Origin of the sequence: Gracilibacillus boraciitolerans JCM 21714, from assembly GCF_000521485.1 — a bacterium.
Taxonomy (GTDB): Bacteria; Bacillota; Bacilli; order Bacillales; family Amphibacillaceae; genus Gracilibacillus; species Gracilibacillus boraciitolerans.
Map to the genome: position 1 here is coordinate 43,419 of NZ_BAVS01000011.1, position 22,208 is coordinate 65,626.

A 22,208-nucleotide genomic window follows, 5' to 3' on the forward strand; every position below is an offset into this window, starting at 1 on the left:
ATTTAGGTCACTTTTTCAAATAATCAGGTCACTTTAAAGCATAATTAGGTCACTTTTCCATTTATGAAATATGTTACGCATGTGCATGTTTAAAGCTTACCGTTGCAATTGCTACAAATAAAATCGCAAAGCCTAAAATAAATAAAATCTCTTCAAGAACAGAAACCTGTCGACCGAATACAGTCAGATTCAGTCCCATTGTTTCACGAACTGTTGATGATAAGCTTTCGACATCAATCATTATTTTTTTCATCACATCGACACCGTATGTAACAGGGTTTAATTTAACAATCACATTTAACCAGCCTGGCATATTATTAATTGGAAATAAGGCACCAGATAAAAATATCATTGGCATGACAAGAATTTGGACAATTAATTGAAACCCCCCCTGTGTCGACTTAATCATACTCGCAAATAGCAGGCCCACACCTGATAAAGCTGCCCCCAGTAAAAACATAAATGGGATGACGAGTAGAAGTGATACTATACTGTAGGATAATCCTAAAAAGGGAATCAGCAGAAATAAAATAACACCTTGAATAGTCGAAACAGTTGCAGCACCTGACATTTTTCCAACCGCAATGCTAACTCTGGAAATAGGTGAAACGAGAATTTCCTTCATATAACCAAAGTTTTTATCCTCGATGATTGACATCGCAGAAAAAATAGCGGTCATTAATAAGGTCATCGATACAATTCCCGGAAATATAAATTCAACATAGTTAAAGTTTTCTGAACCTTCTCCTAAGTTTCCGGTCATCATTGATTCCATTGTACCACTTAAGCCACCACCAAAAATTAATAAGAATAAAATCGGCATGGTGAAGGAACCGAATAATCGTGCACGATCTCTAAAAAACTTTTTTAAGTCTCTTTGCCAAATGGCGAAAATACCCTCCATTTCAACAACACCTCCTATTCTTTAATTTTTCTTCCTGTAAATGCTAAAAATACATCGTTTAACGTCGGTTTTCTGATGTTTAATTTAGTAATAGGAATTTCTAATGTTTTAATAAAAGAAGAAATGAATGCATCGCTGCTGGCAACCTTTAAATGAATCGTATCGCCTTCAACTTTCACTTCTGCCCCCCCTTGAATTTTTTCTTCGATTTCTCGTAATGCTGTTTGATTATCCTCTGTAGACAGTTCGATAATATCTCCACCTAATTGATCCTTCAATGCTGTTGGTGAATCGATCGTGATGATTTCTCCCTGATCCATGATTGCCACACGATCACTGATTTCTGCTTCATCTAAATAATGTGTGGTGAGGAACATGGTAATCCCTTCTTTTTCTTTTAACTTCAAAATATATTCCCATAAATGTGCTCTTGTATTTGGATCCAGTCCCACAGTTGGTTCATCTAAAAATAATACCTTCGGATAATGTAGTAAGCCTCTGGCTATTTCCAAGCGCCTTTTCATTCCGCCTGAATACTCTTCGATGCGTTGGTTTTGTTCATCCACTAAATCGACAATTTCCAATACTTCCTGAATACGGGGTTCACGTTTTTGTTTCGGAACTTTATAAAATCGGCAGTGTAATTGCAGGTTTTCTTTAGCTGTTAGCTTTTCATCCAAAGTATTCTCTTGAAATATAATGCCAATACTTCCACGAACCTCGTCTTTTTGGTTGTTTGCATTATACCGTTAATCATAATCTCACCTGAGGTCGGTTTTAACATCGTACATATCATATTAATCGTTGTACTTTTACCAGCACCATTAGGACCTAAGAAGCCGAAAATTTCGCCTTCTTTTACGTCAAAACTAATGCCTTTCACAGCATCTACTTTTTTATAAGTCTTTGTTAAGTTTTTAACTGAAATAACAGATTCCAATATGTAACCTCCTTACCGTTATAAAAGTTATGTTATAATAACTATTATCCGTTGAAAAAAATATAAAGTCAATGTTAAGAAAGGAGCGAATTAAATGAAAGACGAAGAATTACTTACGAATGAACTGGTAGAACAGGTGCTGACGGTGCTGCCAATGCTTCCGAAAAAAATATTTGGAGCAACGCCATGGGTGAAAAATGAAGATCTTCATCCTTCTCATTTTCACGTTTTGCATATAGTAGAACATGGCAGTTCGATCCAAATGGCTGATATTTCGAATAAATTAGGGATCACTAAATCTAATTTAACCCCCCCATTAATCCAAAAACTTATCGAAAAGAATTATATATATAAAACAAAAGATGAAAGGGATCGTCGTGTTACGTACATTGATTTAACTGAGAAAGGTAAACAATTTTCCAAAGAAAACAAAGCGGTTTTGTATAAAAAAGTGAGAGATCGTTTTGCTGTTTTATCACCAGAAGATAAGAATGATCTTAACGATGCCTTTACTAAAATTAATTTGATTCTTTCTAATATAGAAGATTAAAAGAATGTTTAAATTTTCCATTTATTCCACTAAAATAGTCATATAGTATCTATTAAACTTGTTATAATGTAGATAAATGGATCGTGGAGAGGGTATTATGAATAAAAGAAAGCGCTTTATTATATTATTAGTTTTTATCTTCTATAAAACAAGTTAAAAAAGCAAAGATTCCAATCCTCTATTTTCATGGAAAGGCAGATACGTTTGTACCCACAGAAATGCCTTCCAGTTATATTCCGAAACACCGACGACCTCGGATATTATGCTGTTTGATAATGCAGGACATGGTGAAGGATATGTACTGCACAGTAAAAATATCAAGAAAAATCCAAAAAATTTTTAGACCAAATATTCCTTAAATAATAGATATCTCTAAAAAGTTGCAATTAGACATTAAGTTACGATCTCCCAATAATATATGCGCTTGGCTATCTTTTGAGTATAAAGGCTTATAGGAGAGTGAGGAATCGTTTGGTATTATAGTTTAAAGGGTATATTTTAAGTATAAATTATGAAGATAAATTGGGGGATGATCAATTTGAAAATGAAAATAACATTTTTTGCATTGTTCTTTTTACTTTTATTAGTTGCGTGCTCACAAAATGCTACAAATCAGCAGGAGACAGAAGAACCTGTTAAAGAGGCTGAAGAAACGGCTGAAACCGAAGAAGAATCAGACGAAAAATCAATGGAGGAAGAAACAACTCCAACATTAACAGATGACGAAGCTGTTAAAACTCTTAATGAATACCGAGATACTTTTATGAGAATGGTAGAAAATACAGAAGATGACGGGTCATTAAGAGATTATGCAACGAAAGAAGAAGTGAAAACAGAGCTGCAGATGATTATGTCAGAACAGTTAGCAGAATCTTATGTTTCTCATTATTTTGAAGAAGATAATGGTAAATTATATATCGTTCCGACAGAAGCACCGGTATGGTTTGAAGAAGAACAGGAATTTATGTTTGAAGAAGTAAGTGAAACGGAATATGAAGTATCACAGGAACAGTCAGACGAATTAATCGGTATTGTTCGTATGAACTATATGCTGACTTTAGATGGCGAAGGTTGGATTGTTTCTGAAATACGATCTGAGGAGATAGCTTCTGAAAACAATAACAGGGAAGAGCAGAATCAGAATTCCTCTGAAAATGACAGTAATACCAATGGTGAAATTACCGCTGCGAAGGCAGAAGCTATTGTACGTGAACAACAAAATATTGGAGATAATAGTCCCTTTAAAGTGGTGATGGATCACAAAAATGAAGATGGTAACTTTGTTGTGCATGTTTATGAAGTAGTTAAAAATGGTGACACAGGCCACACGGCCACAATGGTTGGTATGTTGTTGATAAAGAAGATGGTTCAGTGGAAGAAATGATGTAGAAAGGAAACATTTTCTTACAATTAGTTTGATTTAGAGTTTTGCTTGCACCATTTATGAGAAATACTATTGAAGTTAGTTAATATAGTAAGAGATTAAAGAGGCTGGGATAAAAGTAAAATCCGATCGATAATGCGAATTCTCAATTAGAATTTGCTATCGCTCGGATTTTTTAATTGCATAACAGGAGGATAATGGGTGTTTACCTACCTGATTTTCTATAGAAAATCATTTTTCTTTATATTAGAAAATACTTCTTCTAATGATTTGTGAAAGGAAATTGCCTCATGAATTTTATGTGTGATAAGTTGTTTCTGATCACTAGGATAGTGATCTAAATCCTCTTGTATCCCAGCTAGGTTGTTAATCTGGAGGTTAAGCGATTCCAACCAACGATTGACATACGTCTTCATGAATTTTTTATATAAATCTTGTCTTGCTTCATATAAATCTTTGCGAACCCCTTTCTGCCAAACACGTTCCACTAAGTTAAATTCCTGCAATCGTCTAATGGCATAGCTCATTGCTGTTTTACTCTTCCCCAATGCATCTTTCATTTGATCCAATGTCATCGGAGCTTCGTGTAAATATAGGGTAACGAATAATTGGGCCTCTGTTTTATTTAAGGAAAACATTTCCAATGTTTTTGAAAACTCTGAAACAATTTGATTATTCGTTTTTTCTAACTGTACTTTATCAGCTTCTGATGCCATAAAAGATCCAATCCCCCCTTCCAACCACTTTATGTTTATAACTTTACACCACATAATTATAAAATCAATGGAATAATAAAGTTATAGTAATGGAAAGGCGCACAATTTGTAAAGTTAAAACTTTATAAACAGATAAAACAGTGTATAACGCTTGAAATTTATAATTAAAACCGTTAGCATTGTAGAAGTGATAAAAAAACGAGCGAAAAAAAGTCGAAAAATGAGGTGATATGAATTCATGTCTGTTATAAAAGTGAATAACTTATCAAAGATATTTGGTAAGAAGACCAAGGAAGCATCCTCGTTATTAGATGAGGGTTATTCAAAAGAAGAAGTATTAGAAAAGACAGGGTGTACCGTTGGTGTTAATCGTGCCACATTTGAAGTGGAAGAAGGGGGGGAAGTTTTTGTAATTATGGGACTTTCTGGTAGTGGTAAATCAACACTAGTACGACTTTTAAATCGATTGATTGATCCAACAGATGGGGATATCGAAGTTGGAGGACAAAAGCTTGCAAAGGTTGGTAAAGAAAAGTTAAGAAAAGTCCGTCGTGAAAAAATGAGTATGGTTTTTCAAAAGTTTGGATTATTTCCTTTTCGTACGGTTCTTGAAAATGCAGAATTTGGACTTGAAATTCAAGGAATGAAAAAAGAGGAAAGAGCTAAAAAAGCCAAAGAAGCTTTAGAATTAGTTGGATTAGGAAGTTTTATACACCAGTATCCAGATCAATTGTCAGGTGGTATGCAACAGCGTGTTGGTTTAGCACGAGCGCTAGCAAATGATCCTGAAGTACTTTTAATGGATGAAGCTTTTTCTGCACTGGATCCTTTGATCAGAAAGGATATGCAGGATGAATTATTAGATCTTCAGGAAAAGATGAAAAAACGATTATTTTCATTACACACGATTTAGATGAAGCCTTAAGAATCGGAGATCGTATTGCCTTGATGAAGGATGGAATGATTGTCCAAATCGGCACACCTGAGGAAATATTAATGAATCCAGCTAATGACTATGTCGAACGCTTTGTGGAAGATGTTGATCGATCTAAAGTGTTAACAGCTAGTCACATTATGAAACGACCAGAAACAGTTGATATTGAAAAACATGGTCCACGAGTGGCATTAGAAAGAATGCGTGAACAAGGTTTATCAAGTCTTTATGTAGTGGACCGCGCGAGACAATTAAAAGGCTATGTGACTGCTGACGACGTTAAGAATGCTCGAGAAAATGATAAAAAAGATTTAAACGCCATCTTACGTACAGATATGCCAACCGCAAATATGGATACTTCTGTTCATGATATATTTGAAATTATCCATAATGCACCAGTTCCGGTAGCTGTTGTTGAGGACGGTAAATTGAAAGGTATTATTGTTCGTGGTGCTGTCATTGCTGCACTAGCGAATGGAAGTGGGGTGACTACAGATGCTTAATTTTATACCTGAGATACCATTAGCAGATTGGATAAATGCAGCTGTAGAATGGACCCAAAAAACGTTTGAATTTATATTTGATCCAATTAAAAATGATTTTGGAGATTTTGTGGAATCTACTGCTGAATGGTTAAGTCAGGTACCACCTCTAATTGTTATATTGATTGTTGCAATTATTGCATTCTTTGTATCTGGAAAAAGATTTGGATTAGTGGCATTTTCTGTAGTTGGTCTATGGTTTGTCTATAATCAAGTGCTATGGGAAGAGCTAATGTTTACATTCACATTAGTTGTTTTTGCTAGTGTGATATCGATTATTATAGGTATTCCTACTGGTATATGGATGTCAAAAAGTAAATGGGCACAAACAATTATTACGCCCATTTTGGATTTTATGCAAACCATGCCAGCGTTTGTTTATTTAATACCTGCTGTTGTATTTTTTGGTATTGGAATGGTTCCAGGTATCTTTGCTTCGGTTATATTTGCAACGCCACCTGTTGTTCGCTTTACTAATTTAGGTATCCGACAAGTTTCGGCCGAATTAGTGGAAGCTGCTGAAGCGTTTGGTACAACAGGCTCACAGAAACTTTTTAAAGTAGAGTTACCGATGGCTCGAAAAACGATTATGGCTGGGGTTAATCAAACCGTTATGCTTGCATTGTCCATGGTTGTTATTGCATCGATGATTGGTGCACCTGGATTAGGTAACGAGGTATTAACAGCATTGCAACGTTCACAAGAAGGACCTGGATTTGTAGCAGGTTTAGGTATAGTAATTTTAGCAATTATTATTGACCGAGTTTCACAAAACTTGAACAAAGGATAAGGATCTAAACTTTTCCAGTATTACTGGAAGGTTTAAATATAAATTATAAAGAAAAGGGGAGATCTATTCATGTTGAAAACATGGAAGTCTTTAGGATTAATAATGATACTAGCTCTTGTATTAGTACTAGCAGCATGTGGTGGTTCAGATAATGAAGACACTACAGAAGAAACCGATGGTGGAGAAACTGCAGCAGTTGGCGAAGATAAAGAAATTGAATTAGTGTATGTTAACTGGGATACAGAAATCGCCTCTACACATGTTGTTGGCGAAGTATTGAAAAATTTAGGTTATGACGTGAAACTTACTGCTATTGAAAATACAGCAATGTGGGAAGCAGTTGCGAATGAAGAAGCAGATGGTATGGTAGCAGCATGGTTACCAGCGACACACGAAGCACAATTTAGTGAATTTGGTGATCAATTAGAACAATTAGGACCAAATCTTGAAGGTGCAAAAATAGGTTTTGTAGTTCCATCGTATATGGATGCAAATTCAATTGAAGACTTAAAAGATCAAGCAGATCAAAAGATTACTGGTATTGAGCCTGGTGCAGGTGTTGTAGATGCAGCAGAAACTGCAGTTGAAAAATACGAAAACCTGGCTGATTGGAATGTGCAAACTTCTTCTAGTGGTGCAATGACAACTGCACTAGGTGAAGCCATCGATAATGAAGAACCAATTATTGTAACTGGTTGGTCTCCGCACTGGATGTTCTCTCAATACGATCTTAAGTATTTAGAAGATCCTAAAGGTGTATTTGGTGCAGAAGAAAATATTGAAACAATGGTTCGCCAAGGACTTGAAGAAGACCTTCCAAATGCTTATAAAGTTTTAGATCAATTTAATTGGACCCAAGAAGACATTAACTCCGTAATGGTTGACATAGTTGTTAATGAAGAAGATCCAGAAGCAGCAGCACAAGCTTGGATAGAAGAAAACCAAGATAAAGTGGATGAATGGACAGAAGGCGTAGAATAAGTTACTAGAAACTACCTCTCTTATGCGGAGAGGTAGTTTTTTATTTGTGAAATATAATTTTTTCGTATGCTTTTTTGTCCTTCATCGGTAATGGAAGCAGATGAATGATTAGAACCCCCGACGAGAGTGCAACTCATCGAGGTTTGAAGCAGATGTATGGATGAAAACCCCGACGATAGAGTATCTCATCGGGGGGGTTTAAAGCAGATATATGGATGAAAACCTCGACGATAGAGTATCTCATCGAGGTTTAAAGCAGATATATGGATGAAAACCCCCGACGATAGTGTATCTCATCGGTATTTCAAACAGAAGAATGGATAGAACCCCCCGACAAGAGTGCACATCGCTTACGAGAGACACACCTGAAGTGAATCCACTAATGAAAAATTTCTTATTTCGCTAATTAAATAACTCAACAATTAATGAAATTAAGCAATGCTACCAAGTTTTTCTTAAATAAAGAATTAAAAGTAAAATTATGTTAAGATATGGGTGGAGGTGACCATATGAATCAATTTGAAGAATCAGTGCTCTCTTTACGTAATGTTTCCAAGTCCTATGGCGCAACAGAAGTATTAAAATCTATTAATCTTGAAGTATATAAAGGACAAATAATTGGCTACATAGGTCCTAACGGGGGCTGGAAAGAGTACCACTGTTAAGATGATGTTAGGCCTTATTACAGATTTTAATGGAGAAATAGAAATATTTGGTCAGAATATTAAAAATGACAATATAGCATTTAAGAGAAAAATAGGATACGTTCCTGAAAATGGCGAAATTTATGATAGTTTAACACCGATGGAATACTTATCTTTTGTTGGTGGATTGTATGGAATGGAACAAAACGAGATCATCTATAAAGCGGAAGAATTAATGGATTTATTCGAATTAAGAGATGTACTGCATACCAGAATATCCTCTTTTTCCAAAGGGATGCGCCAAAAAGTATTACTGATTGCAAGTTTGATACATAATCCTGATTTACTTTTTTGGATGAGCCGCTTAGTGGGCTGGATGCTAATAGTATGATGATTGTTAAAGAGATTTTAGATCAGTTTGCAAAGCAAGGTAAAACGATTTTTTATTCCTCTCATATTATGGACACATAGTGGAGAAAATAAGTAATCGTATCATTCTACTGACAAATGGTGAAATTGTTGCAGATGGAAGTTTTGAGCAATTACAACAACAAAATAAGGAAGGATCTTTAGAGGAGATATTTAATCAATTAACCGGTTTTGATCAGCATGTACAAATTGCTAGTAAGTTTGTGTCGATTGTAGAAGATGGTGATATTAATGACTAATTTTATGTCATTAAAAATATTGGATAAGTTCCGTTTTTTATTTCAAAAAACGGGCGTGGATTATGTGATGATGAGACATATTTTGCAAGTGAAATTAACGATGGATGCCAGAAGAGTTCCTACCATTTTTAATGAGACACAATCTAAATCAGGCAATCAATTTCTGAAATCATTATGGGTTTATGCGCTAATGGGATTAATTTTGATCGCTTTTTTATTTGGAGAGCAATATATTTTTCAAATGAGTATTCTTTTTTCAATTGTAATGTTCATTATTATGACGTCGATGATTTCAGATTTTTCGAACGTTATGTTAGATGTAAGGGATAAAATGATTCTTGGCACTAAACCAATCGACGCCAGAACTATAAATGCAGCAAAAGTAGTGCACGTCACCATTTATTTAGTAATTTTAACGATTGCGTTTGTCGGATTACCGATGATTATTGGTCTGTTTATCCACGGTATAGTCTTTTTTTTATTGAGTCTTATCGTGCTTATCTTTATTAATCTGCTTGTTCTGATTATGACAGCAGTAGTATATATCACTATTCTTCGCTTTTTTGATGGCGAGAAATTAAAAGACATCATTAATTATATTCAAATTTTGTTAAGTATTTCAATGATTGTTGGCTATCAATTAGTAGCAAGATCGTTTCAAGTAGTTGATCTTAATATCAGTTTTTCCTTTGAATGGTGGCACCTTTTTATGCCTCCGTTCTGGTATGGTGCAATCTATGAAATCGTGATGAATGGCACCGTCAATTCAGAGAATATGATACTAGCAATCTTAGGGATTGTTGTACCATTTCTATCGATATGCTTGTATATAAAATTAATACCCTCCTTTGAACGGAATTTAGAAAAATTGTTAACTCATAGTGGAAAGCATAAGCAATCGAAGGAATGGTGGATGAATGGTTTTTCTAAGATACTAACCAGAAACAAGGAGGAAAAAGTATTCTTTACGTTTGCTAGTCGCATGATAAAAACAGAACGAGATTACAAATTAAAGGTTTATCCTTCGATTGGTATGGCTCTCGCTTTTCCGTTCATATTTATCATTAATAGCTTGGTTATAAGTAGTCTTGATCAGTTGAGAAATGGTAATACGTATTTTTTTATGTATGTTGGGTTTATGATGATACCTGCGGGTGTACAAATGCTGCAATTTTCCAATAGCGAAAAAGGCGCTTGGGTTTATCGGGCAGCTCCTATTAACGATATAAATGCTTGTCATCGAGCAACTTTAAAAGCTTTTCTGGCTAAATTGTTTGTACCTATTTATCTTATTCTGAGTGTGATTTTTATTATTATTTTCACAGAAAGAATCATACCGTTTTTGATTGGATTGCTGTTAGCTGCTTTTATATATGGACGGATATGTTATAAAGTCTTTTTTAAAGATCATTTACCTTTTTCCGAATCTTTCAAAATGATTCAAAATAAACAGACAGGTGAAACTCTTGGAATGCTGGCACTGCTTGTCTTATTTGGCCTTGTCCACTATGTAGCTCGTTTATTTCCCTATGGCATGTTTGTCTATATCGGTATCTTATTAGCTGTTAATATATTGATTTGGAGAAAATAAAAACCCCCCTATTCAGGGGGGGGTTCACTTAAATTAGTTGTTCAATTTCAGCATTTTCTCTTAATTCTTCAAATTTAGCCATAATTTCTTCTTGTTTTTCTTGTTGTTTTTGGGTAGTTAATTGTTGTTTGACTTGTGCTTCAACTTCTTCTAGTGGTGGTACCTCTTCTTCTGTTTGTTCCTTCATTTGATTATAATAGTCTTCTACTTCCTCTTCAGTTACTTTAATGCCAATAACAGTTTCCATATATTGATCTCTTAACAAACTCTTTTCCATTTGTGATTTATATTCTTCCTCTGTTAAACCTTGACTTTCTAGAGCGGCTGCATATTCATCACCATATTGATCTTTTAGGCCGTTAATTTGATTTTCCACTTCTTCTGAATCTACCTCTAATCCTTCATCACGGGCATCCTGGAGAATAAGTTCCTGTGTTATTAATTCATTCAGTACTTGCTCTTTTATAGCTTCTGTATCTGATACATCTTGACCAGTCTGTTGAATCATATTTTTAAGCTGTGGGTAGATACTATTATATTGAGCACCTAGAATTTCTTCACCATTTACAGTCGCAACTGTTTGATCTTCCTCTGCAAGTTCATCTTCACTCACTGCTTCCCCCCCTTGTGTTTCTTCTGCTGGAGCAGTCTCTTCTTCAGCATCCTCGTTATCAGCTTCCGTTTCTTCAGAAGCAGGTTCTTCTGTATTTTCCTCTTCAGCTGTATCATTATTGCTACAAGCAACTGTAACGATAGCTAAAGTCATTGTCATTAAAAGCATTACTATTTTTTTCATTGATTTACGACCTCCATATAAATTTGATTGTCTGTTCATTGAAACACAAAATAGTCAGCAAATGCAAATATGTATTTTTAAAATATTTAGTCTAAACCTTGTCTTACTAATGTTTATCGTGCAATATTACATTTAAATAACAAAAAAGCGTATCTTTCCACAATTTTTCCACAATATTGTTTTGGATTTTATGAATAGGGAAAACTGGTTACAGGAGTGAGGATAATGAGAATAAAAGATGTTTCAAAAGCTGCTTTAATCACTTTTATTATTGGATTTTTAACTATTATAACAATGATGACAGTATTTGTGGAATTAGCAGAAGATGTATTAGAAAAGGAAAAATTCGAGATGGATCACTATTTTCTAAACATTTTGGTGTTTGAACAAAATAGCTTGGTTTATCAAACGATGGAATTCTTAACGGAAGCGGGTTCTGTTTTGTTTTTAACGATTGCATCCGTATTGATTGTACTTTTTTTACTGATCACCAGGCAAAACAAATGGTACATTATCTTTTTTATAATAAATATGATAGGGATTAGTGCCTTCACTAAAGTATTAAAGTTAATTTTTGAACGGGATCGCCCGGAATTAATTGCCCAGTATGATGGAACTGGCTTTAGTTTTCCTAGTGGTCATTCCACTGGATCGATCGCCTTTTATGGTTTTCTCATCTATTTACTGTGGAAAAAAGTATCGCATGGATGGATGAGATCGACGATGATTATAATTGTTGGCTTATTTGCAGTTTTAATACCGTTCAGTCGTGTAGTATTAGGAGTACATTATTTCACAGATATTCTAGCAGGAATTTTATTAGGACTAACATGGCTTATAACTTGTATCATTTTGTTAGAATATTTGATTTGGAGAAGAAATATTAAGAAAGTAAGATAATCAGCTTAATATAAAATCTTATTTTAAATAATATATAGAAAAGTGACCTAAATAGTAGAAAAATGACCTAATAATATTTTGATAGGAGGATGCGCATATTTTTTACTTTGTTTCCTTCTTCGGTTCAATTATGTGCTCCCTGTTTTGTTTCTTGATATACTTATTTAGAAATAGAATTAAGGGGGGGGAAGTAATCAAATGAATCCATTATTTAGATCATTTAAAATAAAGAATTTAGAATTAAAAAATCGTGTAGTCATGCCGCCGATGTGTCAGTACTCCGTCACAAAAGAAGATGGGACACCAAATGATTGGCATTATACACATTATGTAAGTAGAGCAATTGGCGGTACAGGTCTAATTATCGTTGAGATGACAAATGTAGAACCGGATGGTCGCATTACTAATAACTGCTTAGGGTTATGGCTGATGATCAAATTCCTGCCTATAAACGGATAGTGGATAGTGTCCACGAACATGGTTCCAAAATAGCGATTCAGATTGCACATGCTGGTCGAAAGGCTGAAGATGCAGAGACACCTGTTGCTCCTTCGGCGATTCGTTTCAGTGAAAAATATAAAGAGCCACGTGCTTTAACAACGGAAGAAGTAAAAGAAATGGTCGATAAGTATCGATTAGCAGCTCGTCGCGCAGTCAACGCTGGATTTGATGCGATTGAATTACATGGCGCACATGGCTATTTAATTCATCAATTCCATTCTGAATACACAAATAAGCGTGAAGATGAATATAGCGAGCTAACGCGTTTCGGCAGTGAAGTAATTCAGGCTGTCAGAGAAGAAATGCCAAAAGAGATGCCATTAATCATGCGAATTTCTGCAACAGAGTTTGTTGAAGAAGGATACGTATTAGAGGATGGCATAGACTTAGCAAAAGCGTACAAACAAGCAGGAGTGGATATGTTTCATATTAGTGCTGGTGGCGAAGGGGCAATGGCGCCGAGTCGCAATCCTGGTGCACATGCAGGTTATATGGTTCCTTTTGCCAGAGCAATGCGTAAGGCATTAGATGTACCAGTAATCGCTGTAGGACGTTTGGAAGATCCTCATCTGGCAAACGCAACTGTTGGAAATCAGGATGCTGATTTAATAGCAGTTGGTCGTGGCATGCTTCGTGATCCTTACTGGGCAATTCATGCAGCCCATGAATTAGGTGATGAGATTTCCTTGCCAATACAATATCAGAGAGCATTTTAACTGGAAAAGAAAGACGTTGATGTGACGTCTTTCTTTTTTGTGTAAATTAATCTAAAATAAAACTATTAACCCAATAATCATCGAGAGGTATGTGATAAAATGGAATTTCGACCGTGTATTGATATACATCAAGGAAAAGTGAAGCAAATAGTTGGGGCCACATTAAATCAGGAAAATAAAGAAGTCATCGAAAATTATGTTTCTACATATGATAGCAGCTATTACGCAGACATGTTTAAAAAGGATGAATTACGTGGTGGGCATGTTATCATGCTTGGTGATGGTAATAGGGATGCAGCTATTAAGGCTTTACAAACCTATCCAGGTGGTTTGCAAGTAGGTGGAGGAATTAATGTCGATAATGCAGAGGAATTTTTAGCTGCTGGTGCTTCCCATGTTATTGTGACTTCCTATATTTTTCAAGATGGGGAGTTACATATGGATCGGTTGCGAGGCTTGGTCGACAAAATCGGAAAAGACCGACTTGTAATCGATTTAAGCTGTAAACAAAAAAATGGGAAATGGTATGTCGTCACAGATAAATGGACTAAGTTCAGTAATATTGAAATATCGCAATCAACCATTAGGGATATGGAACAATATTGTGATGAATTCCTGATCCATGCAGCAGATGTGGAAGGTAAGCGAGGTGGCATCGCTGGAAAATTAGTTGAATTGTTAGCTGATTATGTGATGATACCAACAACCTATGCTGGTGGTGTACGTTCAATGGAAGACCTTCAACTATTTGAACAGTTATCGGAAGGGAAGTTGAACGTCACCGTAGGAAGTGCCTTAGATATTTTTGGAGGAGATCTTTCTTATCAAAAGGTAGTAGAGTACTGTAAATGAGTTTCTATTATGTAAATATAGTGAAAAATTGGCTGGAACATATCAATTGTTCTCCACTATAAAGCTGAATGAATATAAGGAAGATAATGCGACATAATTTCGATATACGGAGTAGTAAAGTAATGTTCAAGAGGGTGATAAGTGTAACCACCGCTCCGGCTTGCCCGCTTTCCTTTCCGCGGGTTTCCTCTCAGCTAACTTTCGCAAGCCAAAGTGGATCTTCGAGGAAACATCCCGCAGGAGTGAAAGCGGACGCCTGCGCTATAGGAATATTCTACAACGCAAGCAAGAATGGGCATGAAGATATTTCAAACTGATAGAGCAGCATTTTATGAGAAGATACAAATTGATACGATCCTATTTCAGAAGAATGATCCTTGTTACTTAAAGGATCATTTTTATCAATTTCTTTTGTCTGAGCCACTTTTTGCTGTTCTGTAATAAATATTATTGGTACCGTTCACTGCTTGTTAGCTATTTGCCATGTGAAAATTATTTTTGCCATTATTTTTAGCGGCATACATTGCCTGATCAGCTGCTCTGATTAACGTTTCCATATCTAAGCCATCATCTGGATAAAGACTAACCCCCCCAATACTAAAACTAGAAGCAATGTTGTGACCATCTATTCTGATTGGTAACTGAAATTCCTCTCTAATTTCTTCTGCAAGTTGTAAGGCTGTTTGTTTATCTGTTTTCTTTGCTAAAACCACAAATTCATCACCACCATGTCGACAAATAATGGCTCTCTCTTCTAAAATCAATGTCAATGTTTCGGCAATCTGTTGTAAAAATAAATCGCCAATTTCATGGCCGTAAGAATCGTTTACATGTTTGAAATTATCAAGGTCTAAAAATAATACAGCAAACGTTTCCGTCTTTTCCTTGCTTTTTTGCAATGTTTTATGAAAATGATGATCTAATAAATAGCGATTAGGTAAGGCTGTTAAAGGATCATGAAAAGCCATTTCGTACATCTGATATTGAATGCGTTTATTTCTTAATGTGATCGTATAGGTTATGGTAAAAATAATAGCATAACTCACAATTAAAGAATTGATCATTAGATTTGAATCAATAGAAAATGTAAGGTCATAAAATATTGATGTATGTAGGTGTGGTTTATTATACAAGGTGTAAGAAGCCATAGCGACATAATGCATCGAACTTATTGTCATACCTAAAATAAGAGCAATCGGAAGTTGATAAATGTATAAATTTTTGTGACTCACTCTACTAAAAATAGTCAATGCAATGAGTGATCCTATGATAGCCATAAGAATAGATAATAGGAAAATGGACAAATGATGGTCCATATATAGGTTATATTCCACTGCATACATTCCAATATAATGCATGGAAGCAATACTTAAGCCCATGATAATACCGGCTAATAATAGAGAGGAAATTCTCACCTTATTATGAATAATAAAGCGAAAAGCTATAAGGGACCCTATAACTGCCACAATTAATGAGATAACGGTCGCAATCACATTAAGTTGTAGATCCATATCACCAATACCACTGGCTATCATTCCTGTGAAATGCATAGCCCATATGCCGATTCCCATCGTACCGGCTCCTGCAAACAGCCATTTAGATTTTTTTGTTTTAACGGCATTTCTAGCGATGCTGACTAGTTCTATTGTTGTATATGAGGCAAATATTGCGATTAAAATAGATAAAGCCACAATGGAATAGTTGTATTGAATTGGTATACTTGTCATAGTTTTCTCCTTGATTGATTTTTTTTGAAAATACGATACTTTATACCCTCTTTTAGGTAACTGTTAAACATCATAATACAATAACGAATCCAATAAAACTAGTATTATCAATTCATTATATGAAGATTTAACCTCCTAGGCAATAATTCCTTTGACCTGTTTATGTAGAAAGATTTATCTTTAGATTCTTAAATAAAATAGTAAAATTAAACTAATAAAGTGTGGCTATGTTCATTGGGTAAAAACCTTAATGATCATAGCCTCACATAATATGGATCAGATGAATGTTCCATACTTTTTATTACCTGTATTTTATCTTTCAAACGAAGGGTTATAATCAACATGAGGGTTTTTGAATTCTGTATTTTTCAATTTGTGAGTTTCCATATAACAAACGTCAGAGCACTTATTCGCTAATCTTAATGTTATGTTTTACAATGGGAGAAAGAGAATCTAGTAGAGGTGAGATATGTGAACTATTTGATTTATCAAATGGATGTTGTCGTAGCAAATCCGGAAGCAAACAGATTAAAAATAGAAAAATGGATGGAAAATGAAGTATCTGATACTAATATAGATACCGTTATCCTTCCGGAAATGTGGAATGCCGGTTATGCGCTTGATCGGTTAGAAGAACTAGCAGATCAGGATGGGAGAGACAGTCTTCCATTTCTCCGCGAGCTTGCGATGAAGTTTCAGGTTAATATAATTGCAGGTTCCATCGCCATTAAAAAAAAGGGAGCTATTTATAATACGAGCTACATTATTAATCGTCACGGAGATGTAGTTTACGTATATGATAAGATTCATCTTGTGCCGATGTTAGATGAACCAAAATTTTTAAATGGTGGAGAAGAAAGAGGGAAAATCTTCGAGTTAGATGGGATTAAAATGGGAGTCATTATTTGTTATGATTTACGTTTTCCAGAATTAATGCGATCCTTAGTATTACAGGGGGGGCGGAAGTGATTCATATCGTTGCACAATGGCCGACAGCACGTAAAGACCATTGGAAATATTTGCAGTATGCACGTGCTATTGAAAATCAATGCTATGTTCTATCGGCAAATAGCAGTGGAACCTGTAATGGTACCAATTTTGCTGGCGAATCACTTGTAATTGATCCCTTCGGAGAGCTTGTAAAAGCAGGACCAGCAGAGAAAGAAGCAACAATTACAGCGACCATAGATTTAATGAAAGTAAAAGAAATCCGCCAAAACATTCCTGTATTTACGAGTCGGGTACCACATTTATATGGAGAGTGATCAATCATGGAATTTGAATATTCACAGGCACTAAAACGTTTACCAGAACAATTTTTTGCGAAATTAGTCAAGAAGACTCAAGCACTTATGGAAGCAGGACATGATGTTATTAATCTGGGACAGGGTAATCCTGATCAACCAACCCCCCCAGCCTTTATTGTGGAAGAATTACAGGAAGCGAGTAATAATCCAAAGTTTCACAAATATCCACCATTTCAAGGATTTCCTTTTCTAAAAGAATCTATCGCGAATTTTTACCAAAGTCAATATCAGGTCGATCTAGATCCAAACTCTGAAGTTGCGATATTATTCGGAGCAAAAACAGGTCTTGTTGAAATAAGTCAGTGTCTATTGAACGAAAATGATAAAGTGTTACTCCCTGATCCTGGTTATCCGGACTATATGTCAGGAATTGCTCTAGCAAATGCTTCACCGATTCATATGCCATTATTAGAGGAAAATCTATTTTTACCAGACTATGATAATCTATCTCATGAGGATCTGAATGATGCAAAATTAATGTTTTTAAATTATCCTAACAATCCGACCGCAGCTACAGCGACGAAAGCGTTTTTTGATGAAACGGTTCAAGTGGCAAATGAACATCACATTTGTGTTGTCCATGATTTTGCATATGGAGCGATTGGAAATTCTGATGAACCGCCACAGAGCTTCTTACAGTCGAAAGGCGCTAAAGAGATAGGTATTGAGGTCTATACTCTTTCGAAGACCTTTAATATGGCGGGATGGCGTGTAGCTTTTGCAGTGGGAAACCCTTCGATTATTAAAGCATTAGAGTTAATACAGGATCATTATTATGTGAGTATTTTCGGAGCGATCCAAAAAGCTGCAAAGAAAGCTTTGGACGATGGGCAGGAATCGGTTGAACAATTAAATCAACTTTATCAGAAAAGAAGAGAGACCTTTCTACAACAGTCAGAAAAGATTGGCTGGCATGGTGGAACAGCAAGTGGCTCCTTTTTTGTTTGGATGCCAACTCCTGAAGGATATACGTCAGAGGAGTTTGCTAATCTATTATTAGAAAAAGCACACGTGGTAGTGGCACCTGGTAATGGGTTTGGTAAAGCAGGAGAAGGATTTGTTCGAATTGGATTATTAGACAGCGAGGAACGTTTACAAGAGGCGTGTGTACGAATTGAGAAACTCTCCCTCTTTTAGTAACAAATTTTTATCAATGCAGCTTAATCGAAAAAACCGGTTGAAAGCCATTCGGTCCTTGTTAGTAGATAAAGATTCATTTATTATACTTTAAGAAGATTATGCGACAGAACTTCGATTTACTGAGTAGTAATTTTGAAATTTATATCAGGTGTAACAACCGCTCTGGCTTGCCCACTTCGCTTTCGGGGGGGAAGTACTCTTCAACTAACTTTATAAAAAAAGAGACGGTTCATTTTAAAGAACCGTCTCTTTACTTTGAAACATTTTACCTTATTTTAAGATCGTGGAGGTTGCTTTAGTTCTTCACCATTCTTACCTTGAAAACGCAGTCCCCCCCATCCTGTCAGGGCGGCTACTAGCATAACAATGACCAGGAACCAGCCTTGGAATACAAATGGGAAAACAGCTGTAGGTGCTACAATTGGCAACCATTCGTATGTTTCCTGCATCATCGATATCGTCGACCAGCCGAGCAATACCGGTGCACCCCCCCAAGGAAAAATATAACCAAGTGCTGAGGTGATCGCGTCAAGCATATTTGCTCGTCGATAACTATGGATCTTATATTTTTCTCCAATTTCCTTCACAAAAGGTGCTGCTGCAATTTCTGCCGCTGTGTTAATGGTAATTGCACTATTTAATAGGGCAACAATCGCCCAAATAGCGAGTTCAGCTTTTCGAACAGAATTTTTAATCCATTTTACTAATGCATTAGTAATAGCTTGCATTGTCCCACCTAAACGCAACAGATGTGCTGATGCAACGATTAACAGAATCAGGATTGCCATATTCATATAACCGACAATACCATTGACCAAGGCACCTTCGACAATGCTATCAGAGTCGGGATTAAAGCGGATCACATCACTGAATGCTCCAATTGGAAAAATTATCAGCATCACAACTGCAGTGAGAATTCCCCATGTCAGAGAAGTAATAATATGATGACCTGAGATAGCAAGAATTAATACAATCACAAATGGGATTAACATTAAAAGGCCATTTGGACTTGTGGCTGTTTCAATGTTTGCTTGTTGATTAGCAGAACCGCCACCGCCAAAGACAATAAATAAAATAAGACTTGGAATCGCCGCCATAATAGCATATTTAAAACGACTGCGTACAACACCAGGAACATCTGCATCTTGTGTGGTAGCAGAAACAATGGTGGTATCTGACACAGGAGCTAAGTTATCACCAAATACTGCACCTGCCAGAATCGCTGCAAAGAGAATGGTAGGATCTGCTCCAGTTGCTACGCCGGCAGGGAACATTAATGTACAGAAAGCAACAGTTGTTCCATATCCGGTACCGACTGCTGTGGAAAAAGTAGCAGCTAATATAAAAGTCAGACCAACGAAAAGCCCGCCTGTAAATCCAGTTACGGTTCCAACCCATACGAGCCCTTCCACTAATCCGCCAACCTGTAAAACCTGTGCAAACATACCAGCATAAAACCATGCGACCATCGCAACGACACCGATCGGCTGAGCGAGGCCTTCGAACAACCCTTGTGCATAGTCTGCCCATTTACTTTTAGAGAAAAACAACCCTAAAGTAATACCAAAAATCGCACCTAACACAAGACCAATTTCAGAAGAAAGCTGCAATACACTCGTGGTAATTGCCCAGACCACAAAGAATAATAAAGGAATCATGCACCAAAAGCACCAAATCGAAATTCTAAGTTATTTATTTTTGCTTGACCAGTAGCGCGTGATAATTGTTTATCTTGTTGCATAAAAAATCCTCCTTTAAACTATTAAAAAGACCTTTCATATTGTATCATATTTTGTTCATATATAACGGGGGGGTAAAGTTTAGTAATATCTAAGATTTTGCTGACAATAATTCAAAAAATCAGTGCATTATCGAAAGACCCTTTTTATTTAAATAATTCTACAAGCTAGTGACTATGTTTTCGCAACGAAACTTCCTTTTTGAAATATCAGAAAATTAAATTATTGTGTAAAAGAATATGACATAGTGTGAGAAGGTCCTGTTCGATTATGCTAGTCTACTCCTATAAACAAAATAATATTGAGATGGGGGGTAAGGAAATGAGAATGCAAAATCTATTTTATTTATTGATTGTAGGATTGCTGACAAGCTTTATGGTGGCATGTTCAGCAGTAGATAATGCAGCGAATGCTGATCAACCAGAAGAAACAGAAGAAAATGCAGTGACGGATAACATTGAAGGTAGTTCAGAAGATGAGGGAGATACGATTAAAGTTGGTATCTTACATTCATTAAGTGGAACAATGGCCATTAGTGAGACATCTGTCCAGCAAGCAGAGTTACTTGCAATTAAAGAAATAAATGAAAATGGAGGGGTACTCGGCAAGCAACTAGAACCAGTAATAGAGGATGGAGCTTCTGATTGGCCGACATTTGCAGAAAAGGCTAAAAAATTATTACAACAGGATAACGTAGCTACCATTTTTGGTGGGTGGACCTCTGCAAGTCGTAAAGCAATGTTACCAGTAGTTGAAGAAAACAATGGCTTGTTATTTTATCCAGTTCAATATGAAGGAATGGAAGCTTCACCAAATATTTTTTATACAGGTGCAGCCCCAAATCAACAAATTGTGCCAGCAGTTAATTGGTTACTAGAGAATAGGGGGGATTCGTTCTTCCTTTTAGGATCTGACTATGTTTTCCCAAGAACAGCGAACGCAGCTATTAAAGCACAATTAAATGCAGAAGGTGCAGAGATAGTTGGAGAAGAATATACACCACTAGGACATACTGACTACAACACAGTGATTGCAAAAATCAAAAGTGAAAATCCAGATGTTATTTTCAATACATTAAATGGTGATAGTAATGTTGCATTCTTTAAACAGCTGAAGGATGCGGGTGTTTCATCAGAAAATATAATCGTATTATCTGTAAGTGTCGCTGAAGAGGAAATTAAAGGAATTGGTGCAGATGTTATTGAAGGACATTTAACTAGTTGGAATTATTACCAAACAACAGATACACCAGCGAACGAAGAATTTGTAGCTAATTATAAAGCAGAATACGGTGAAGATGCTGTAACAGCAGACCCAATTGAAGCAGGCTATTTTGGTGTCTATTTATGGGCGAAAGCAGTAGAAAAAGCAGGAACTACAGAGGTGGATAAAGTGAAAGAGGCTGCAAAAGGAATTACGTTCGAAGCACCTAATGGAACTGTGATAATAGATGGTGATAATCAACACGTATATAAAACAGTGAGAATTGGTGAAGTGCAAAGTGATGGAATGATTTCAGAATTGTGGCATTCAGACGAAGCAATAAAACCTGATCCATATTTAAAAGAATACGAGTGGGCTAAGGATTTAAGTGAATCTTTAGCGGAATAAAATTTAGCGGAATAAAATAAATGACGTGCAAGCGACCCACTAGAAACTTAGTGACTTTCACATCAAATGAGATTCAGGAGTCATTTTAAGCAGAATGATCACTTAATTTCACAAGATGTGTAAAGTCTCCAAGTTTCTAAGCGCTTGAACGTACTTATAAACTACTAAACTGACAAAATATAATAAAGTAGAAACATTTTTTTGATGTTTTATTCACATGAAATGTTAGTAAAATAAACATAAAATGATAAGTGATTTGAGTATAAAAAAAGAAA

17 protein-coding genes and 5 pseudogenes are annotated in these 22,208 nt (G+C 35.8%); 14 read left to right on the forward strand and 8 right to left on the reverse strand.

Going from position 1 to position 22,208, the window contains the following annotated elements:
* Positions 1-73: 73 nt before the first annotated feature.
* The 3 genes and pseudogenes from JCM21714_RS08775 to JCM21714_RS21290 form a co-directional block, all read right to left on the reverse strand.
* A complete protein-coding gene (locus tag JCM21714_RS08775; protein WP_035723491.1) occupies positions 74-904 on the reverse strand; it encodes an ABC transporter permease in 831 nt (276 codons plus the stop codon).
* A gap of 14 nt (positions 905-918) precedes the next feature.
* On the reverse strand, positions 919-1,281 hold the full coding sequence (locus JCM21714_RS21285; RefSeq protein ID WP_500784396.1) for an ATP-binding protein DrrA1-3 family domain-containing protein: 363 nt from the start codon (positions 1,279-1,281) through the stop codon (positions 919-921).
* A gap of 42 nt (positions 1,282-1,323) precedes the next feature.
* Positions 1,324-1,787: pseudogene (locus JCM21714_RS21290) on the reverse strand (ABC transporter ATP-binding protein); the annotation flags it as partial.
* A 151-nt stretch (positions 1,788-1,938) separates the two neighbouring features.
* Between JCM21714_RS21290 and JCM21714_RS08785 the strand changes: the two are divergent.
* Positions 1,939-2,394: a MarR family winged helix-turn-helix transcriptional regulator gene (locus tag JCM21714_RS08785; protein WP_035723492.1), complete on the forward strand. Its 456-nt coding sequence runs from the start codon at positions 1,939-1,941 to the stop codon at positions 2,392-2,394.
* 538 nt (positions 2,395-2,932) lie between these two features.
* A complete protein-coding gene (locus JCM21714_RS08790; RefSeq protein ID WP_035723493.1) occupies positions 2,933-3,778 on the forward strand; it encodes a hypothetical protein in 846 nt (281 codons plus the stop codon).
* A gap of 221 nt (positions 3,779-3,999) precedes the next feature.
* Here JCM21714_RS08790 and JCM21714_RS08795 read toward each other — a convergent pair whose 3' ends face one another.
* The gene (locus tag JCM21714_RS08795; RefSeq protein ID WP_035723494.1) at positions 4,000-4,494 is read right to left on the reverse strand and encodes a GbsR/MarR family transcriptional regulator; all 495 of its coding nucleotides are present in this window, start codon (positions 4,492-4,494) and stop codon (positions 4,000-4,002) included.
* Positions 4,495-4,732: 238 nt separating this feature from the next.
* Between JCM21714_RS08795 and JCM21714_RS08800 the strand changes: the two are divergent.
* The 5 genes and pseudogenes from JCM21714_RS08800 to JCM21714_RS08820 all read left to right on the forward strand — a co-directional run bounded on the left by JCM21714_RS08800 (position 4,733) and on the right by JCM21714_RS08820 (position 10,644).
* Positions 4,733-5,931 (forward strand): annotated as a pseudogene (locus JCM21714_RS08800) (quaternary amine ABC transporter ATP-binding protein).
* Positions 5,924-6,760, forward strand: coding sequence for an ABC transporter permease (locus JCM21714_RS08805; RefSeq protein ID WP_035723496.1), 837 nt, complete (start codon positions 5,924-5,926; stop codon positions 6,758-6,760). Before JCM21714_RS08800 ends, JCM21714_RS08805 begins: the two are co-directional and overlap by 8 nt.
* A gap of 69 nt (positions 6,761-6,829) precedes the next feature.
* Positions 6,830-7,741 (forward strand): glycine betaine ABC transporter substrate-binding protein, encoded by a 912-nt coding sequence (locus JCM21714_RS08810; protein ID WP_148295003.1) that lies wholly within the window; start codon positions 6,830-6,832, stop codon positions 7,739-7,741.
* A gap of 509 nt (positions 7,742-8,250) precedes the next feature.
* Positions 8,251-9,053: pseudogene (locus tag JCM21714_RS08815) on the forward strand (ABC transporter ATP-binding protein).
* Complete coding sequence (locus JCM21714_RS08820; RefSeq protein WP_035723498.1) at positions 9,046-10,644, forward strand: hypothetical protein; 1,599 nt, start codon at positions 9,046-9,048, stop codon at positions 10,642-10,644. Before JCM21714_RS08815 ends, JCM21714_RS08820 begins: the two are co-directional and overlap by 8 nt.
* Before the next feature lie 28 nt (positions 10,645-10,672).
* Here JCM21714_RS08820 and JCM21714_RS08825 read toward each other — a convergent pair whose 3' ends face one another.
* A complete protein-coding gene (locus tag JCM21714_RS08825; protein ID WP_035723501.1) occupies positions 10,673-11,440 on the reverse strand; it encodes a SurA N-terminal domain-containing protein in 768 nt (255 codons plus the stop codon).
* Positions 11,441-11,665: 225 nt separating this feature from the next.
* Between JCM21714_RS08825 and JCM21714_RS08830 the strand changes: the two genes are divergently transcribed.
* From JCM21714_RS08830 to hisA, 3 genes and pseudogenes are all read left to right on the forward strand, one after another.
* The gene (locus tag JCM21714_RS08830; RefSeq protein WP_035723504.1) at positions 11,666-12,340 is read left to right on the forward strand and encodes a phosphatase PAP2 family protein; all 675 of its coding nucleotides are present in this window, start codon (positions 11,666-11,668) and stop codon (positions 12,338-12,340) included.
* A 198-nt stretch (positions 12,341-12,538) separates the two neighbouring features.
* A pseudogene (locus tag JCM21714_RS08835) lies at positions 12,539-13,557 on the forward strand (NADH:flavin oxidoreductase/NADH oxidase).
* A gap of 99 nt (positions 13,558-13,656) precedes the next feature.
* Positions 13,657-14,409, forward strand: a complete 753-nt coding sequence (hisA, locus tag JCM21714_RS08840) for a phosphoribosylformimino-5-aminoimidazole carboxamide ribotide isomerase (protein WP_035723506.1) — start codon at positions 13,657-13,659, stop codon at positions 14,407-14,409.
* A 274-nt stretch (positions 14,410-14,683) separates the two neighbouring features.
* On the opposite strand, the gene JCM21714_RS21295 is transcribed toward hisA, so the two are convergent.
* Together JCM21714_RS21295 and JCM21714_RS08845 are read right to left on the reverse strand one after the other, a co-directional pair.
* On the reverse strand, positions 14,684-14,833 hold the full coding sequence (locus tag JCM21714_RS21295) for a hypothetical protein (RefSeq protein WP_235182723.1): 150 nt from the start codon (positions 14,831-14,833) through the stop codon (positions 14,684-14,686).
* A 46-nt stretch (positions 14,834-14,879) separates the two neighbouring features.
* Positions 14,880-16,136 carry a diguanylate cyclase domain-containing protein gene (locus tag JCM21714_RS08845; protein ID WP_035723509.1) on the reverse strand — a complete coding sequence of 419 codons (1,257 nt, stop codon included), beginning with the start codon at positions 16,134-16,136 and terminating at the stop codon, positions 14,880-14,882.
* A gap of 471 nt (positions 16,137-16,607) precedes the next feature.
* Between JCM21714_RS08845 and JCM21714_RS23945 the strand changes: the two genes are divergently transcribed.
* The 3 genes from JCM21714_RS23945 to JCM21714_RS08855 are packed head-to-tail and all read left to right on the forward strand — an operon-like array spanning position 16,608 to position 18,580.
* Positions 16,608-17,105 (forward strand): nitrilase-related carbon-nitrogen hydrolase, encoded by a 498-nt coding sequence (locus tag JCM21714_RS23945; RefSeq protein ID WP_369403512.1) that lies wholly within the window; start codon positions 16,608-16,610, stop codon positions 17,103-17,105.
* Positions 17,102-17,401, forward strand: coding sequence for a nitrilase-related carbon-nitrogen hydrolase (locus JCM21714_RS23950; protein ID WP_369403513.1), 300 nt, complete (start codon positions 17,102-17,104; stop codon positions 17,399-17,401). Before JCM21714_RS23945 ends, JCM21714_RS23950 begins: the two co-directional genes overlap by 4 nt.
* A 3-nt stretch (positions 17,402-17,404) precedes the next feature.
* A complete protein-coding gene (locus tag JCM21714_RS08855; protein ID WP_035723512.1) occupies positions 17,405-18,580 on the forward strand; it encodes a pyridoxal phosphate-dependent aminotransferase in 1,176 nt (391 codons plus the stop codon).
* Positions 18,581-18,858: 278 nt separating this feature from the next.
* Here JCM21714_RS08855 and JCM21714_RS08860 read toward each other — a convergent pair.
* Positions 18,859-20,324, reverse strand: a pseudogene (locus tag JCM21714_RS08860) (Na+/H+ antiporter NhaC family protein).
* A gap of 319 nt (positions 20,325-20,643) precedes the next feature.
* On the opposite strand from JCM21714_RS08860, the gene urtA reads away from it, so the two are divergent.
* Entirely contained in the window at positions 20,644-21,933 is a 1,290-nt protein-coding gene (gene urtA / locus JCM21714_RS08865; protein ID WP_035723575.1) for an urea ABC transporter substrate-binding protein, read from the forward strand.
* The last annotated feature ends 275 nt before the right edge of the window (positions 21,934-22,208 follow it).

Bases quoted from the DNA above. Each gene is read 5' to 3' on its own strand.
- JCM21714_RS08830 (WP_035723504.1), top strand. From the start codon at position 11,666: ATGAGAATAAAAGATGTTTCAAAAGCTGCTTTAATCACTTTTATTATT.
- JCM21714_RS21285 (WP_500784396.1), bottom strand. From the start codon at position 1,281: ATGTTCCTCACCACACATTATTTAGATGAAGCAGAAATCAGTGATCGT.
- JCM21714_RS08810 (WP_148295003.1), top strand. From the start codon at position 6,830: ATGTTGAAAACATGGAAGTCTTTAGGATTAATAATGATACTAGCTCTT.
- JCM21714_RS08785 (WP_035723492.1), top strand. From the start codon at position 1,939: ATGAAAGACGAAGAATTACTTACGAATGAACTGGTAGAACAGGTGCTG.
- JCM21714_RS08845 (WP_035723509.1), bottom strand. From the start codon at position 16,136: ATGACAAGTATACCAATTCAATACAACTATTCCATTGTGGCTTTATCT.
- JCM21714_RS08805 (WP_035723496.1), top strand. From the start codon at position 5,924: ATGCTTAATTTTATACCTGAGATACCATTAGCAGATTGGATAAATGCA.
- JCM21714_RS08795 (WP_035723494.1), bottom strand. From the start codon at position 4,494: ATGGCATCAGAAGCTGATAAAGTACAGTTAGAAAAAACGAATAATCAA.
- hisA (WP_035723506.1), top strand. From the start codon at position 13,657: ATGGAATTTCGACCGTGTATTGATATACATCAAGGAAAAGTGAAGCAA.
- JCM21714_RS08825 (WP_035723501.1), bottom strand. From the start codon at position 11,440: ATGAAAAAAATAGTAATGCTTTTAATGACAATGACTTTAGCTATCGTT.
- urtA (WP_035723575.1), top strand. From the start codon at position 20,644: ATGAGAATGCAAAATCTATTTTATTTATTGATTGTAGGATTGCTGACA.
- JCM21714_RS08775 (WP_035723491.1), bottom strand. From the start codon at position 904: ATGGAGGGTATTTTCGCCATTTGGCAAAGAGACTTAAAAAAGTTTTTT.
- JCM21714_RS08820 (WP_035723498.1), top strand. From the start codon at position 9,046: ATGACTAATTTTATGTCATTAAAAATATTGGATAAGTTCCGTTTTTTA.